Consider the following 14,945-nt stretch of genomic DNA (forward strand, 5'->3'; position numbering starts at 1 on the left):
TGGAAACAAGGCCTGCATCCGTCTATGCAGTTAAGCTGGCGATCTGTTTAATAGTCTTCATGAGAGCAACACCATTTAATATAACTCGCGGTGATAATGTGATTGAGAATGTCATTAGTAACAAAGAGACGCGGGCTTCTGGACGTCACTTTAAAATTAGTAGCGAAAGCAAATCGCTCGTACTGGACTGTCTGAGTCAACCTTATGTTGATCGCACAGCGATGTCTGCTCGTGCTGTTATTTCGACTGACGCGATTGATCGTGTTGGGGATCAACTGATTCCGCGGGGATGTCGACTCGAAAACTACGCCAAGAATCCTGTGGTTCTGTGGGCTCATGGACTTGAAGGGATTGCTCAGCCGATCGGGACTTCGCTTTCTCCAGAAGGAAAGCTGGCGGTGAGTGTCACCGACGATCAAGTGCAGGCGACATCCTGGTTCTCACAAAAATCCTTGGAGGCCGCTCAGATTTTTGAACTCATCGACGAAGGAATCGTCCGAGCAACATCAGTCCGCGAGACGCCTCTTCGGTCGCGCATCCGGGCTGCTCCGGACGGCAGGGACGTGCTGGTGGTCGAGGAGTGGGAGCTTGAAGAATGGTCTTGGTGCGCCATTGGCGTTAACCCCGACGCTGTTGCGAAGACCCTGAATCGAAACAGGTTGGGCGGACAACCGATCACACCTTCCGTTCTCAAGTCGCTGATTGCTGTGGCACCCCCCGTCAAGAAGTTCGGTATTGGTTTTTCAACGGAGAAATGCATGACAGTCCCTCTCGAATTGGAAAAAGTGAGCGAAGAACTGGTTGAGAATTCGTCGTCAGAATTGGATGACATCGAGGAATTGGACGAGACACAGCCCTACGGCTCGTCCGTTGTCGCTGCGGCCTATGCCTCGATTGCAGGCGTCTGTCAGAGTATCGAAGACGCGATGTTGCCGTTGGAGAATCCTGCGGTTAAGGAGGGACTGAGTGCCATCCTCGTCAATCTCCAGGAGCAGGCCACAGCACTCGAAGGGTTGCATGCTTCGAGTTACCCGGATCAGCCGTCCCTCAAGTGTGAGAGGGATGAGGGTTCGGACCTCGAATCTTTGAAGGCGTTTCTGGCCGCAGGACGAGTTCCGTTCTTGCAGGTGATTGGTCTGGGAACACGCCTCAAGGGTTTGATTGGAGCAAAAAATCTGACGCCCCATCAGCGACGGACCCTGACGGGGGTCGCAAAGCAGATGAGCCGCCTTGTCTCGCAATCGAAGGCTCATCACACCGAAGGTGATAACGCCAGGCTCGCGGCGTTGCAGAGTTCGATTGATGAGCTGACTCGACTCTGCGGTGGAATCAAATAGCCGTCGCCCAACTGAAGTAATTAGCTGACGTGGCGAAGAGGATCAGTTGCATAGTGCCGGTCGTATTACGACGGGCGGATAAGAATAGTGAAGAGTAGTAATCTGAGGAGCAGATTTATGCCGACGATTGAAGAGTTGACTAAGCAGGTGTCGGAGCTGACAGGGACTGTCAAAAGTCTTGCAGAGAAGCCAGACTACAGCGGTATTCACAGAGATCTGGAAGGGCGTGTCACGGGTGAATGGTCTGATACGGATGAGTCCGTCACAATCGTGACCGGACGTGAAGATCTGGACGGGCCGCGCGCAGGCCGCCGTATGAAGTCGCATACGGCAATGAAGAGTCTGATTCGACGAGGGTACCAGCCCTGGGGCGAATTCAAGTCACTGGGGGACTTCGTCCGCAGCGGGTTTGATGGGCACCAGGGTTCCGCCTTCCACGACCGCTGCCGATCGCACTTTAAGGCGATCCAGGGGATGTCCGAGACGGTCGGCTCAGACGGTGGTTTTACCGTCATGCCCGAGTTCAATAGCAAGATCTTCGAGCACGTGTATGCCAACGACCTGTTCGCGTCGACCGACAACTACACCGTCGGTGGCAACAACATGACATTCCTGGCGAACGCGGAAACCTCTCGTGCCAATGGGAGTCGTCATGGAGGTCTTCGAGGCTACTGGACGGGCGAAGGACAGTCGATCACGGCCAGTAAGCCGACTGTGCGTGAAGTCCAGATGAAGCTTCAGAAGCTGGCTGTGGTGGTCTATCTGACCGATGAACTGATCTCTGACGGCGCTCAGGCGTTGGAACAGTTCGTGACTCGCAAGGCGGCGGAAGAATTCAACTTCATGATCGGCGACGCGCTGTTCAATGGCGATGGGATCGGAAAGCCGCTGGGGATTTTGAACTCTCCAAGTCTGCTCGCGATCGCTGCGGAGGGGGGACAGTCCCCTGCGACGATCGTCGCCGCAAACATCATCAAGATGCAGAACCGCTTCTTTGCCCCAAACTTTGGGAACGCGAACTGGTACCTGAATCAGGACTGTCTGCAGCAATTGATGCAGTTGTCACTGCCGACCGGAACTTCGTCGGGACAGCTTGTCTATATGCCCCCGACCGGGTTGTCCGCTTCGCCGTACGGGTCCCTGGGCGGTCGCCCTTTGAAGCCAATCGAGTTCGCCGGAACGCTTGGTTCACAGGGAGACGTCACGCTGGCGGATCTTGGTCAGGTGCTGTCGATCAGCAAGGGAGGGGTCGCTCAAGCCGTGTCGATGCACGTTGAGTTCCTGACGGATCAGTTGGCTCTGCGATTCACCATGCGGATGAATGCCGCTCCGTGGGAGAACAGTCCGATCACCCCGTTCAAGGGGACGAACACGCAATCCAGTTTCGTCTGTATCGCGGCACGGTGATCGTTCGTCTCAGTCTTCCAACCACTTTCTGACTCCGACCGGAACCCGGCAAGGAATTGCGCTGCGGACGTCTTGCCAGGTTCTGGTTGGCAATCCGGAAATTCGCTCATGAGCGGATTTCCTCCACTTTCTCATCGCTGAACGGAAAGGCTTCAATGTCCGACTTCAACCACGAGTTTCTTGAAATTGCTGATATCGTCCCCGCTTTTGTTCCGGTCGATTTGCAAACTGCTGCGAACAACGGTCAGTGGGTCTCGATGCGGAACATCGGCCGGCTGCTGTGTGTGCTTTATAAGGCTGCAGGGACTGCGGGTGACGATCCTGTGTTCACGCTCAGGCAGGCGACATCCAACACGGGTGCCAATGCGAAGCCGTTGTCCTTTACCAGGGTTCGAACGAAGATTGGGGCCATCGGGGCGACGCTGCAGTGGTCCCTTGTGACCCAGTCGGCTGCGAATACGTATTCACCGGTCAGCGCCGCGTCACCGGCATTGATGGCGGTCGATGTCACGCCAACAGATCTCGATTTGAACAATGGCTTCGGCTTCGTGCAGGTGCAGGTCCCCGACACGGGGACGAACGCGCAACTGGGGGCGGCATTCTACATCGCCTATAGCGTGAGATTCCCCCAGGCGGAACTCACCTCGGCACTCTCGTAGCACTTGGTTGCTGACTTGCGGTGGCCCGCTCACCCACCGCTTTTTGATCTGAGTCTGAAAGTCATGTCTCGTCAAAGGATTTGCGATGCCTGTCACAGAAAAGAATACGGAAAGTCTGAATCGCTCGATGGTCGCGCTGGAACTGTTCAAGGCCCGCTCAGTGAGTGGGGGAGGGAGTCCCCGACAACTGGCCATCAGTTGCTTCCGCGATGCGATGGTTTTTCTAGAGGCTGCGTATGAGATTCAGTCCGGCAGGGCAGACCTGTCTGCGGACGAATCGCCACTTGATCCCGCGTTCGCCCCCAATCTGAAGCGGACTCATCCGATCAATCTCATGTCCCGCGTCTGGGGTGACTTGAGGAAGGTCCAGGAAGCCCTGGCCGATCTCGATGCGAACCCGGGGGCGGACTACTACGAGCCCTACAGCTGGAGTAAGCCCGAAGTCAATCAGGCCCGCGCTCTGTTCCCCACCGTCGTAAACCGCTTGAAACAGATGACGTCTGGAAAGTGAGGTCTCATGAGCTTCGGTTCCACCGCATATCAGTCATATGTCCGAATCCACACGGAATCCGGTCACCGGCGACTCCCTCCCTGGGCGGGTTTGACTCACGAAAAACGGCTCGCGTGGGAAGCGGCCGCCCAGGCGGTTGCGATGGCCGTCCTGCCGTCCGCCCAATGTGGCGAACCGCTTGAAGGCGAGGACGATCTCGATGAAGCGATGCCGCCAGAAATCGTATGACAAGGCGGATTCGAAATACCGCGAGCGGCAGAACAATCTGAGTGCTGTGGGGCCGGATTCGGCCTCTCAGCAAGGCCGCTCGATTGACCTCTTCCTGCTCCACGGAGGGGAAGTTTTTCACACGAATTGAGTCTCATATGGCACTAACGACTTTGGCATCGGTGAAAGCACAGGGAGGAATCCTGCAAGGAGACACCAGTCGCGACGCTCAACTTCGAATCCTGATCGATGGCGTGACGTCATACGTCAAGCAGCTACTGAATCGTGATCTCGAGTCTCAAGAGTATGTCGAGTACTACTCGGGTAACGGGACGCCCGTCCTGATGCTCAATCAGTATCCGGTGACGGCGGTCTCGCTGGTCTGCGTCGATGAGTCGGGAAATTTCGGTGCAGGTCCAAACAGTTTTCCTCCTACCCTGAATCTCGTTAACGGTGTCGACTACGCGCTGATGTCAGGGGCAAAGGGAAATGGATCTGCGGGCTTTCTCAGACGCATTGGTGCTCACTGGCTGAGGCCGCTGTCCCGGCAGAATGGCGTGCTCGGCACGCTGCCCGGTGCGGCCGGGGGCAACATCAAGGTCCGGTACACCGCCGGCTATCTGGATATCCCTCCGGCGATTTCGATGGCCGTGAACGCTCTGGTACTGAAGCAGGCGTCAATGGCTGCGATGGGGGGGGCAGTGGCGTCGATGAGCTACGAAGACGCCAGAGTCAGCTATTTCGATTCTCACGACGCGCGTCAGGTGCTGGGAAGCATTGAATCGGTCCTGGCAACTTATCGATCGATTCCGGTTTGAACGGCCCACGCTGGCCGCCTCATCTAGACAAGTCGCCTCTGCGCCTGCTCAAGCAGGCTGACGGTATGGTCAAGAAAGACGAGAGTCCCTTTGTTAAACCAATCAATTGCACGATCGCTGATGAATCTGGTTCCCGGACGGTTTGCTGCTGAAGTGACGCTGCTTCCCGATGGCCCACTGCCCGTGACCACGAATGTCGCTCAGGCCTGGTTCAAGTCACTTGATGTCACCCTCTCCAACTACGGAAACCTGAATCTTCAAGGTGATGAGACCCTGATCAAAGTGCCCGATCACGAACTGAATCCGGCAGGTAATGGACGGGAAATCCGCCCTCGCGACCGAATCGTCGTCGCGGGGACTGCTTACCGGGTTCTCTCTGCACGACTCATGTCCGTGCGGACTGTCTGGGAGTGCGTTGTTCGAAAGGAGTTGAACTGATGCCGGGAATCTCGAACCACTTTGATGCCATGACGGCGATCAAAGAGATCATCGACGGTCTTCCGCTGGAGGGACTGACAGGGGGAACTCTCATTCAAGAAGTCGCGACGTACCACGACGGAACCGTCGCACTCCCTTTCATCAGTATCTCTCCTTATGGCCCCGAGACGCTCGATGACGAACTGAATGATCGCGACGGTGCGTACTACGGAGTTCTGGTCTCGATTGTCGCTAAGCCCTCTGTGAACAATCTGGAAACACGGCTGGGATGGCGACAGACACTGCGGCGAAACCTGAACAACCGGTCGATCGATCAACTCGGTCAAAATTACAAGCTGGCAGTCGAACCGGGGAACACGGTCGAGCCGCAGGCCTGGTTCGACAGGAACGCTTTTGTCAGTGGAATGGTAGTGCGTGCGTTCTTTCAAGAACCTCGTGCATGACCCCTAACCTGCTGCTGCACGATGCCTGTTCAGGCTCTCCATCCGAGGACTCTCTGGATCTGATCAGCGGCATCACACTACTCAACGGATCGTCTGCAACTATCTCCCGAGACCGTCTGTAACGGCCGAATAAGGAATTGCTTTACTATGACAGAACAAATGGCCTATGCATCGAGAATGACGATTGCAGGGCACCCCATGGAGTTCAAGACTCACTCGATCAAGCAAGTCATCGAGTTGAGTGAGGATGATGGACTTCGGGGAAGCCGCTCTCGCGTATTGGAACGGGTTGCCCAGGGCCTGATTCATGTTTCGGGGCAAGTGGAATTCGAGCCCACGCCAGCGGAAGTGGCGATTCTGCTTCCCTTGATCGTCAGTTACTCGACGACAGAGACCGTCCTGACGGACGCACTGGCGGACGTGACGATTGTCATCGACAACGGTACCAAAACCGACACATTCGTCGGCCGGTTCACAAAAGGAACCTTCTCAGGCTCGTCGGGGCAGAAGATTCAATTGACCGTCGATTTCGTCGGCAAGACCCGTGCGACGTCCGCTGGAGGTTCGCTCTCGGGAGTTCCCGATATCACCGCACGGCCCTATATGTTTTACGACATGGGAAGCGGGATCACGATCGGTGAAGCAACGTATTCAATCGATAAGTTCGAACTCACCATCGACAATCATATTGAACCGACATTCATGCAGGGGCAAGTCGCCACCGACCTCGAGCCGACCGACCGCACGGTGTCGCTGGGGGTGCAGACGAAGTACACGGCGACCGAAGACCCGCTTCTCGTTCTGGCGACGGGAGGTCCTGACGCAGAAGCTCCCCTGGCCGCGTCGATCGCGTTCACGAACGGCGATCACTCGATGTCATTTTCGTTCGGTGCGATTGTGGCGAAATCTGAATCCGTGGTGAACAACGGCAAGCGAACCAAGTTGAGACTACCATTGAATTATCACTGCTACAAAGTCGGAACGACGCTCGAAACCGTTCCCGTCCTCGTCTGATTTCATAAAGGAAGAGCCTGTGTGTTCGTATGTGCCCGATGGTTATACCAGAGACGGCTATATCGCCCCGTCCGTCCACGAGGCGGATGCCGAATCGCTGCATGGCGAACTCGATTTCACTTACCGACCTGCTACTCGACTTGACGTCGTCAAGATCGATGCCGAGATCCGGATTGCCGTTCGGAACCAGGATTTCGATCCACTGTGTGCCGTTCGGGCAGAGCAACTGGCCTGTAAATTCGTGGCGGATCGAGTCATTGCCTGGTCTCTCAGAGACCAGGGGGAGTCTCCTGTTCGTGTGTCGGCCGAAGCGTGCGAACGGATGCAGCCGTTTTTGTTCAGCAGGCTTTACAACATCATCCGCGGGGTTCAGGCGAACGACCTGAGGCCAAATCAGGTGCCACCTCCGAGCGAGGATGACCAGCTAAAAAACTGAAGCAGGGGGTGTTTCTGCTGAGGAAATATCCCCGCATTGCCCGGATGAATTGCCAGGTCTGTGAAAAGTACGTAGTCAACGAATCAACGTGGCAACTGGAACAAGGTCGAGATGGTCAGCCTGTTGAGCGGCTGAAGCATCTGGGCCCTTCGTTTCTCGCCGCGTGTCGAGATCCGGCGCGAGGTTGTCCCAAGGGGACGCCAGAACTGCCAAACTCGCTGACTGCTGAGAACCAGCTCTGCTATCAGCACTATTGCGAATGCGTTTCTACGGGTTCCTTTCCCGATGATCCCGTGGTTCGCCGAAACGCGGCTGTGATTCAAGGTGTATTGGACACAGTGGAAAAGCTGAGAGAAGTCGAACGTCATAACTCCCTCTTGAAAGCCGTGCGGGAAACATGCGTGATGTAGTTCAACGGATGATCATTCAATCGGCTCTCGAGGGGGTTGGTGTCGCTCGATCCGGAATAGAGAGCATTCGGCAACGTTCCACCCAATCGGGATGGGCTCGTGTGTCGCGTAGACCCTGGAGCCTGGTCCCCTCCGTTGGTGCTGCGCTCAATGCTGGCGGCGCGAAGAGCTGGCCTGGTGTGGCTCAGTCGTCGCATTCGTTTGACGGTTTATTCGATTTCACCGACGCCCCGGAAGTCGCATCCCCGATGGAAAATTGGTTGATCGACGAAGGATCTCAGGTGAACAGCCGCCCGCTTCCTTCCCCGATGGAACCGAGTTCTCCACGAGCGCCGTTGCTTGTTCCTGTGGTGCGACAGAGTCCTCTGTTCGCTCATCAGAAGTCTTCCGTGCTGGACCCGGGGCATCCTGCGACAGTTGGAACACACGCATTGACAGAGAATTTAGAGCCCACCCCGATCAGCGGAATGGTAAACGGGGCTGAGACAGTACCCCGTGCAGCCGGGGCTGGCTCGCGGGTGCTCCCGCGTCAACATTCTCGCACAAGCCCAGGTGCTATTGGCCGAGATGCTCCTGTCGTGGCAGACCGGACGCAAAGCGTTTCCGTTGTTACCGCAAGACGCGATTCGTTCCTAAGCGATCGAGGTGAGGAGACTACTCTGGGGCGCGGCCCAGTTTACACGGTGACGCAGCCTCTTATTCGGAACAGAACATTGCGTCATTTCGACGTATCGAAGGGATTCGGGGACATTGGCAAATCCAACTCACTCAGCCTCACGCGAACCCCCCGGCCGGTGAATACAGGCTCGTTCGAAAGCGATGGAGGTGGAGGCCCTTCCCAAACCAATCTGGCTCCCCCGAGAACTGCAGACCCGTTTACTGTTTTGGAGCCTGACGGAACTCTCGCGTCCGCACTGTCCCGGATCACCGAGTTCGATGGAGACATGGCCTTTGCATTGAAGCCGCTGAATCGACTTCACGACGAGTCAACTTCCGAGGCGACTGCATCTGCGGGATTCGGCGTTCGCCCGATCCCGGCGAGGCAGATCGCTACGGGAACGACTTCGGGCATTCCTCACGTCACTGCTGAGTCTGACAACTCGCCAGGACAGAGCAGGGAAAGGAATGCCATCGCTGAGGATCCCCTTGCGGTCGGGGGACACGTCGCTGGCATCGGACTTAACTCGGGCGTGGATGAGATCGAAACACGGCTCGATTCGATTTGTAGAGCTCAGGAAGAACGTCTCAAGTCCCTGATCAAGAACCTGACCTTCTGGGTGAAGTAGGAAACTATGACAGTCTTCTATTACGGAGGATTCTCGCATCCTCATGCAGAGGTCGCGTTTGCGGGAATCCAGCGGACGATCCGATTTTCTGAAACACAGCGGGAGAACATTCTGCGTGAGTCGTGGCAGCTGCGCGGGAAAATTGTTAGGCAGGGACCAAACTCCCAGCGTCTCGTCCTGGCAGCGCTCGACGAGATTCGGCAGGCCTATTCGCGCCACGGTCAGTCAGCCGGTCTCCTGGATCCTGAAGGAAATCAGACGCCATTCCTGCTGGATAATTCGAAAGCGATTGGCGGAGTCATCGTGACGAACCCGGTCTCTCATGGAGAACTTTCTGGCTCGGAAACGGTCACGTACCTCCATTACACATTCGGATTGCAGATGGAGTCCTTCGTTTCCGGGCCAGACACGCTGCTCGCGTATTCAGAACAGGTGACGTTCTCGGATAACCGGGGAGGACCGCTGCAGGTCGGCCGTGTTCCTGTGAGTGGACTCCCCATCGTTCAGAACGTGACCACGAATTCATTCTACTACGCCACGCAATCAGGCTCATTGACGACACGAACTCCGCAGCCTCAGCCGGAAGCGATGCTGTTTCCCGGTGCCCTGATGGGGGATCCCCATTCTCGCATTGTGACATGGTCCAGTCCGCCGATGCAGCGCGGGGTGCCGACGGAATACACCGTCAACTGGGTCTACAAGTTTCGATCTGTTGCCCCGTTCAACGGACAGGTTCATTCACGAGGATAACTCTCGATGGCAATCAAACGCTGGATTGGGAACGCCCCCGCCACGGTGGATGTCTGGACGATCACCCTTTCAGGGACCATCGCCAGCCAAACTTATACGGCGACGATCAATTCCAAGGACATCACCTACGTTGCAGGAATCGACGAGACCGTCGATTCCGTACTTCGCGGGCTGGTCGCTGCCTGGAATTCGCTGACGTCGCCCCCTCCTGCTGAATTCCAGGAACTCACGGCTACAGGGCTTCCAGGGGCGGGGCCGTTGACTTCGATTCGCCTGACTCAGGATCTGGCAGGGCGACCCACTGTCCTCTCTGTCGGTACGACCGGAGATGCGACGTTCGCAATCGTCAATACTGTGACCGCGACCGGCCCGAATGACTTCGCTAACCCTCTCAACTGGTCGGATGGAGCGACGCCGGAAGATCTCGATACGCTGGTCTTCGACAGCGGCAGCATCCCCTGCAAGTACAATCTGGGGACCACACTCGAGGGAGTCACCGTTGCAGTCGATCCGGGCTATGCGGGTCAAATCGGGCTGCCCATGACGAATCGCGACAACTCCGGCGCGCCCTATCACGAATATCGCACGACCAGCCTGACGCTGGCAGGAGGAACGGTCGAGGTGAACAGTGGCCAGGTGGGACGCTGCAATCTGGCTTTTGGTTCCCACCCTGCAACCGTTCGTGTGCGTAATACAGGTCAGCGAATCGATCCGGAAACACCCGTCGTGTTAATCACAGGAGGGGACGCGACAAGTGAACTGAGCATGAATCGTGGCGACGTTGGTCTGGCCTTTTTTCAAGGCGAGACCGCCACGATGCCACTCGTACGAACTGCGTACACGTCGCAGCCGTTGTCCGATGTCAACCTTGTGATCGGGACGGGAGCCGATGTCACTACGCTGACGAAAAACGGAGGCAACGTCGTCTGTCGTGCAGCGGTTTCAACCGTTCGTCAGGAATTGATGGGAGGAGTCATCACCCTGTCTGATGCCGCGACGGTGACCACGCTGAATGCATTCGCGGGGACCGTAGTCCTTTCAACGACGGGGACGATTGGAACGATCAATCTTTATGGCAACTCCGTTCTGGACGTCGATCAGGATCCTCGCCCCAGAACGGTCACAAATCCCATCAATGTCTTTTCCCGGGACGTCACCATCCGGGACAATCAGAAGGTGATCAATTCGGGGACCCTGTCGTTGAATACACACGGGGCGGTTTCGGTCCATGTTGAACATGGTGCGAACACAACGATGCTATTTACCTGAGGGGGCCTCGAATGCCACTTTCAAATCATGGTGAAGCCTCTTATCCGGGGATTGTTGCTTATGAAAGCTTTGAGTTCTGCGACTGCAGCGGGACTCAGCCTTCGGTCGGCAGAATGACCGTCTTTCCTCAATACGGATTTCCCGCCCGGGATGGCGATCTCGTGCTGACTTACAATGACCAGGCGATCACGCTGAAGGATCTTCATATCGATTCGGTGCGGTACGAGGTTGGGGGAGGAGGACGGATTGTTGAAGTTCGCTTTCTCGACTCTCGCTGGAAATGGGCTCATCGCTCGATCTCGGGCCGCTACAATTTTCGGCTCCCCGACAATCGTGTTCCGCCTGGGCATGAGAAAACGCCACAGGAACTGGCTGCGATGTGCTTTACCGCCTTGGGGGAAACGGTCTTTGATGTCTCGGCACTGCCCAACGAGATCCGCCTCGAGGTTGATTGGGACCACGCCAGTCCCGCTCAAGAACTCGATCGAATCTGCCACGAACTCGGCTGCCGCATCGTGCCCGTCCGTTCGGTCGGGGGCTGGAAGATTGTCGTCACGGGCGAGGGAGATGATCTTCCTGATTACCCCGCTGAAGATGTGGGAGAGGGGATCGACCCGCAGGAAATTCCCGATTACATCAAGATCGTAACGGCCCCGATTCGCTACCAGATGAAGTTGCCCCTGGGGGCCGTTGGGAAGGAAGTCGATCGAGCCTGGAAGCGTTTAAGCGAACTCTCTTACGCTCCGTTCCCCAGCCTGCCATCAGGCGGGTTCGGTGCGAATGACTGGCGCGAGTTTCGCCAGATCGACTCGCAAGCGATCCCGTTATCCGATGGGTCGATTGTGAACCCTCAAGGATTGGCTCGCGACACTGTGTTTCGATGCTATCGGATTGAATTCGAAAATCAGCCCGGCTGTGCCGTCAATAGCCACGGGGAATGGGGCATGCCGGTACCGACCTGGTCGAGTGTCGTTACGCGCCGGCAGATGATGCTCGCAAATTCACTGGTCGAAACCTGGACCGATTCTGCCGGTACCTCACATCAGCAACCTGCGTACATTTGTGGAGTCTTCTCTGGTGAACTGACCGAGGGCCCGCTTGCCAATCACGCCGATGGAACGCGTATCGAAAGTCAGACAGTTGACGCGACCACCATCGCCGACCAGCGGATGTCGTTCTCCCTTGGCCTGGATCCCGTCGATACCGATCGTTCGATCATGACACTCAGTCCGAAAATGGTGAGGCAGATCCCTCCGCTGACGGGCGTGATTGGGCTGGTTCCGTTCGTGCTGGAATGGCAAGAGGCAGACTTGCAGTTCGTGTCGGCATTTCAGATTCGGAACCCCCATACATGGCAGCCACAGCGTTACGAGTACCTGCTTCAGGTCGGGGAGGGGACCGACGAATCATTCACTCAAACGGTAATGCGGGACGACATTCGACCTGCTGTCATCGTCGACTATCAGGGACGTATTCCGACGGGATACCGAACGAATTTCCACGAGGTGCAGACGCAATGCCGATCTGCCGCTCAGGCCCTCGCTCGGAGGTACGCGACGGTGACAAGCCAGCATCGCACCTATATCGGACTCTATCCCATTGATCTGGATGGAGCGATCTGTCAGGTCACTTACTCGATCAGCAGGCAGGGTGCGTCAACCATCGCGAGCAGGGGGACTGAACATAGCTGGTACACGCCCGACCATGAGCAGCGGCGTCAGCAGGTTGCCCGAGAGGGAATCTCCGACAAGTTGAACGCGGTCAAAAATGAAATCACTCGACGAACTGCGTTTTCAGGAAGTATCAACACATGACCGCCCTATCGCCCGTCATGAGCGTCGTGATTCAGAACGATTCCGGAATGATCATTCCGGCAAGGTCGGTGGTCGTCGCCGTTGCTGTGGAGACGACCAGTTCGGACGGTGGTCGCGAACCGATTACGGTGACTCACGTTGATCAGTACGGCTGCGGCAAGCCGGGAAATGTCATGGTGACCGGAAACACCGCGATTGGTGTCGGAGCCAGAGGACTAGGTTTTTATGACCCCTTCCTCTATGTCTGCATTGACCCGTCCGTCAGTGATCCCGCACCGGGAGAAGAGTGGGGGCCGTCGGAGGGAAGCTGGGTACTGACTCGGAACAGTCTGACCAGGGGATTCTTCGCCCAGGGGCATAGCCAGAACGGCGGGGTCCCGAAGCGGTCGTTGTTCTTACGAACCTACGAGCGAGCACCCGCGACGGTCTGCTATTCGTCGAGCAGTTCCGCGAGTAGCCAGTCCAGTGGGTCTAGCGCGTCGAGCGGATCCAGCAGTCACGTCAGTGGATCGAGCAGCAGCAGCGGTGCTTGCGGTTGTGTCACGGTGGTTACCGGTGTGAGTTGCTCAGGCGGATCGTTGTCTGTCACGTACGGCCAAGCCCGAGGATGCTGCTGATGCCAAACCCAGGTGATGTCGTCGTTATCCCTAACTGCCCGTGTTGTGGTTCCTCGAGTGGGTCGAGCAGCAGTTACGGTGGAGGTGGAGCCCTTTGCCCTGGTTGCCCGTCGATTGGTACCTCGTCGGTGAATTTTAAAATTGTATCCGGAACCCTGTTTCCAGGTGGATTTACCTCCAGAACCCTGCTCTATAACTCTGGGTCGGATTCATGGATGATGAGTTATTCATTCTTCGGAACGATAGCGCTAACTTTTGTGTGTAGAAGCAATTCGTGTTTGGTCTTAGCCTCTGTCGCCACTTCGACGCCGGGGTGCAGTTCCGTGGCTTCCACCTTCACACCTTCAAATGGAATGGAACTCACTTTAGCAGGCCCGGGATGTCCAACCTACAATGTGGAGGTGAGTTGGTGAGCCACTGTTCGACTCTGTTAGAAACTGCAATAGCAATTCGTGGTACCAATCCCTGCAACGACACTGTTGACTCATTGTCGCGTGCCCTAGATATAGCTGATTGCTGCCGTTCACTCGGCCGGATTGAACTGGCGTCAGAACTCGTTGAGGTTGTTAAGCAGTTTCCCTCCGCTCGATCTAGAGTTATCGCTGCTCGGGTGCGCCAACACGAATATGGAATGCACTATCCATCTGTATGGATTCGCGGTTGGAATTTTGCGAATGCAATGGCTCGGCACGCCGCAACGGGATTCTCGCGTGCCGCAGACACGGTCATCGAAGAGCGCCTTTCTATCTGTCAGCGCTGCCCTCATCTGGTGGATCAGCATTGCCAGTTGTGTGGATGCCCCTGTATTGCCGAGAACCAGCTCTTGAACAAACTGGCCCTCGCGTCCGAATCATGCCCGCTGGGGAAGTGGAAATGAGAAAAACCTCTGCCAGCCAATCCGCAAGTCGCCAGGTGCGTCAGTCGAAGCTGAAGACCCATGAATCTCGACAAGAAAAACATGCCGCTCCGCCGGCCGCCTCCCCTGATCCCTGTCGCTGGCCGTCCCCCGTCGTCGATAGCCTGACGGAAGCGACGCTTGCAGGAAAATGGCTGATTGCGGTCTTTCGAGTGGATGGTGATCAACTGCAACTCGACCGAACGGCTCAAAATTTTCCTAGGGCCGATCTCGACCTGGCCTGTCGACTCTTCGTCGAGAGTCTTAACGATCTGAAAAAGTGATCCGATGCCAGACGGGGGGCTCCTGCGGCTCGCACATGACGAGTTCTCCCATTAGCGATAGGCCCGGCCCGGTCCCGTTCTCGGCGAAGTCATGACCCGGCTCGATCACTCCTCACAGGAAGATGAGCCCGCGGCTTCCGTGAGGGACTTCATTCGATCTTGTCTGGATGGAATGTGCGGGGAAGGGACTTCATCAAGGAATGCCAGGCCTGGTCGACCTCGACGCTGTTCGTGGGTGAGATGTGAGACGCAGGCGATCAGGATCATCCGCGGCCCGCAACATCGCTCCGTGCGGCAACGTGTCTCCAGCCGTTGCAAGGTGCCTCGTTATGGGCCTCGCGGTGTGTCAC

The 14,945-nt window shown here is 56.6% G+C and carries 18 protein-coding genes; all 18 read left to right on the plus strand.

Features of this window, described 5'->3' with window-relative positions:
• The first annotated feature begins 221 nt into the window (after positions 1 to 221).
• The 18 genes from ACGY09_RS16040 (at position 222) to ACGY09_RS16125 (ending at position 14,595) form a co-directional block, all read left to right on the plus strand.
• Positions 222 to 1,337 (plus strand): hypothetical protein, encoded by a 1,116-nt coding sequence (locus tag ACGY09_RS16040; protein ID WP_397568521.1) that lies wholly within the window; start codon positions 222 to 224, stop codon positions 1,335 to 1,337.
• Between the two features lie 117 nt (positions 1,338 to 1,454).
• A complete protein-coding gene (locus ACGY09_RS16045) occupies positions 1,455 to 2,744 on the plus strand; it encodes a phage major capsid protein (RefSeq protein ID WP_397568522.1) in 1,290 nt (429 codons plus the stop codon).
• Between the two features lie 155 nt (positions 2,745 to 2,899).
• The gene (locus ACGY09_RS16050) at positions 2,900 to 3,403 is read left to right on the plus strand and encodes a hypothetical protein (RefSeq protein WP_397568523.1); all 504 of its coding nucleotides are present in this window, start codon (positions 2,900 to 2,902) and stop codon (positions 3,401 to 3,403) included.
• A gap of 85 nt (positions 3,404 to 3,488) precedes the next feature.
• Positions 3,489 to 3,914 carry a hypothetical protein gene (locus ACGY09_RS16055; RefSeq protein ID WP_397568524.1) on the plus strand — a complete coding sequence of 142 codons (426 nt, stop codon included), beginning with the start codon at positions 3,489 to 3,491 and terminating at the stop codon, positions 3,912 to 3,914.
• A gap of 6 nt (positions 3,915 to 3,920) precedes the next feature.
• Entirely contained in the window at positions 3,921 to 4,142 is a 222-nt protein-coding gene (locus tag ACGY09_RS16060; RefSeq protein ID WP_397568525.1) for a hypothetical protein, read from the plus strand.
• A 137-nt stretch (positions 4,143 to 4,279) separates the two neighbouring features.
• Positions 4,280 to 4,939 (plus strand): hypothetical protein, encoded by a 660-nt coding sequence (locus tag ACGY09_RS16065; RefSeq protein ID WP_397568526.1) that lies wholly within the window; start codon positions 4,280 to 4,282, stop codon positions 4,937 to 4,939.
• A gap of 120 nt (positions 4,940 to 5,059) precedes the next feature.
• Positions 5,060 to 5,377 (plus strand): hypothetical protein, encoded by a 318-nt coding sequence (locus ACGY09_RS16070; protein ID WP_397568527.1) that lies wholly within the window; start codon positions 5,060 to 5,062, stop codon positions 5,375 to 5,377.
• Positions 5,377 to 5,820: a hypothetical protein gene (locus ACGY09_RS16075; protein ID WP_373649212.1), complete on the plus strand. Its 444-nt coding sequence runs from the start codon at positions 5,377 to 5,379 to the stop codon at positions 5,818 to 5,820. The genes ACGY09_RS16070 and ACGY09_RS16075 overlap by 1 nt, the downstream gene beginning before the upstream one ends.
• Before the next feature lie 147 nt (positions 5,821 to 5,967).
• Positions 5,968 to 6,834, plus strand: a complete 867-nt coding sequence (locus ACGY09_RS16080) for a phage tail tube protein (RefSeq protein ID WP_397568528.1) — start codon at positions 5,968 to 5,970, stop codon at positions 6,832 to 6,834.
• 19 nt (positions 6,835 to 6,853) lie between these two features.
• On the plus strand, positions 6,854 to 7,270 hold the full coding sequence (locus ACGY09_RS16085) for a hypothetical protein (RefSeq protein ID WP_397568529.1): 417 nt from the start codon (positions 6,854 to 6,856) through the stop codon (positions 7,268 to 7,270).
• An 8-nt stretch (positions 7,271 to 7,278) separates the two neighbouring features.
• Complete coding sequence (locus tag ACGY09_RS16090) at positions 7,279 to 7,680, plus strand: hypothetical protein (RefSeq protein WP_397568530.1); 402 nt, start codon at positions 7,279 to 7,281, stop codon at positions 7,678 to 7,680.
• 713 nt (positions 7,681 to 8,393) lie between these two features.
• Entirely contained in the window at positions 8,394 to 8,966 is a 573-nt protein-coding gene (locus ACGY09_RS16095) for a hypothetical protein (protein WP_397568531.1), read from the plus strand.
• Positions 8,967 to 8,972: 6 nt separating this feature from the next.
• On the plus strand, positions 8,973 to 9,716 hold the full coding sequence (locus ACGY09_RS16100; protein ID WP_397568532.1) for a hypothetical protein: 744 nt from the start codon (positions 8,973 to 8,975) through the stop codon (positions 9,714 to 9,716).
• A 6-nt stretch (positions 9,717 to 9,722) separates the two neighbouring features.
• Positions 9,723 to 10,985 carry a hypothetical protein gene (locus ACGY09_RS16105; RefSeq protein ID WP_397568533.1) on the plus strand — a complete coding sequence of 421 codons (1,263 nt, stop codon included), beginning with the start codon at positions 9,723 to 9,725 and terminating at the stop codon, positions 10,983 to 10,985.
• An 11-nt stretch (positions 10,986 to 10,996) separates the two neighbouring features.
• The gene (locus ACGY09_RS16110) at positions 10,997 to 12,799 is read left to right on the plus strand and encodes a hypothetical protein (RefSeq protein ID WP_397568534.1); all 1,803 of its coding nucleotides are present in this window, start codon (positions 10,997 to 10,999) and stop codon (positions 12,797 to 12,799) included.
• Positions 12,796 to 13,416, plus strand: coding sequence for a hypothetical protein (locus ACGY09_RS16115; RefSeq protein ID WP_373649204.1), 621 nt, complete (start codon positions 12,796 to 12,798; stop codon positions 13,414 to 13,416). The genes ACGY09_RS16110 and ACGY09_RS16115 overlap by 4 nt, the downstream gene beginning before the upstream one ends.
• A gap of 631 nt (positions 13,417 to 14,047) precedes the next feature.
• Positions 14,048 to 14,293 (plus strand): DUF6171 family protein, encoded by a 246-nt coding sequence (locus ACGY09_RS16120; protein ID WP_397568535.1) that lies wholly within the window; start codon positions 14,048 to 14,050, stop codon positions 14,291 to 14,293.
• Complete coding sequence (locus ACGY09_RS16125; protein WP_397568536.1) at positions 14,290 to 14,595, plus strand: hypothetical protein; 306 nt, start codon at positions 14,290 to 14,292, stop codon at positions 14,593 to 14,595. Before ACGY09_RS16120 ends, ACGY09_RS16125 begins: the two co-directional genes overlap by 4 nt.
• Positions 14,596 to 14,945: the final 350 nt, after the last annotated feature.

Source organism: Schlesneria sphaerica, from assembly GCF_044336245.1.
Taxonomy (GTDB): Bacteria; Planctomycetota; Planctomycetia; order Planctomycetales; family Planctomycetaceae; genus Schlesneria; species Schlesneria sphaerica.

Coding starts and splice junctions, on each gene's coding strand:
- ACGY09_RS16040 (WP_397568521.1), top strand. CDS start 222: ATGTCTGCTCGTGCTGTTATTTCGACTGACGCGATTGATCGTGTTGGG.
- ACGY09_RS16045 (WP_397568522.1), top strand. CDS start 1,455: ATGCCGACGATTGAAGAGTTGACTAAGCAGGTGTCGGAGCTGACAGGG.
- ACGY09_RS16050 (WP_397568523.1), top strand. CDS start 2,900: ATGTCCGACTTCAACCACGAGTTTCTTGAAATTGCTGATATCGTCCCC.
- ACGY09_RS16055 (WP_397568524.1), top strand. CDS start 3,489: ATGCCTGTCACAGAAAAGAATACGGAAAGTCTGAATCGCTCGATGGTC.
- ACGY09_RS16060 (WP_397568525.1), top strand. CDS start 3,921: ATGAGCTTCGGTTCCACCGCATATCAGTCATATGTCCGAATCCACACG.
- ACGY09_RS16065 (WP_397568526.1), top strand. CDS start 4,280: ATGGCACTAACGACTTTGGCATCGGTGAAAGCACAGGGAGGAATCCTG.
- ACGY09_RS16070 (WP_397568527.1), top strand. CDS start 5,060: ATGAATCTGGTTCCCGGACGGTTTGCTGCTGAAGTGACGCTGCTTCCC.
- ACGY09_RS16075 (WP_373649212.1), top strand. CDS start 5,377: ATGCCGGGAATCTCGAACCACTTTGATGCCATGACGGCGATCAAAGAG.
- ACGY09_RS16080 (WP_397568528.1), top strand. CDS start 5,968: ATGACAGAACAAATGGCCTATGCATCGAGAATGACGATTGCAGGGCAC.
- ACGY09_RS16100 (WP_397568532.1), top strand. CDS start 8,973: ATGACAGTCTTCTATTACGGAGGATTCTCGCATCCTCATGCAGAGGTC.
- ACGY09_RS16105 (WP_397568533.1), top strand. CDS start 9,723: ATGGCAATCAAACGCTGGATTGGGAACGCCCCCGCCACGGTGGATGTC.
- ACGY09_RS16110 (WP_397568534.1), top strand. CDS start 10,997: ATGCCACTTTCAAATCATGGTGAAGCCTCTTATCCGGGGATTGTTGCT.
- ACGY09_RS16115 (WP_373649204.1), top strand. CDS start 12,796: ATGACCGCCCTATCGCCCGTCATGAGCGTCGTGATTCAGAACGATTCC.
- ACGY09_RS16120 (WP_397568535.1), top strand. CDS start 14,048: ATGCACTATCCATCTGTATGGATTCGCGGTTGGAATTTTGCGAATGCA.
- ACGY09_RS16125 (WP_397568536.1), top strand. CDS start 14,290: ATGAGAAAAACCTCTGCCAGCCAATCCGCAAGTCGCCAGGTGCGTCAG.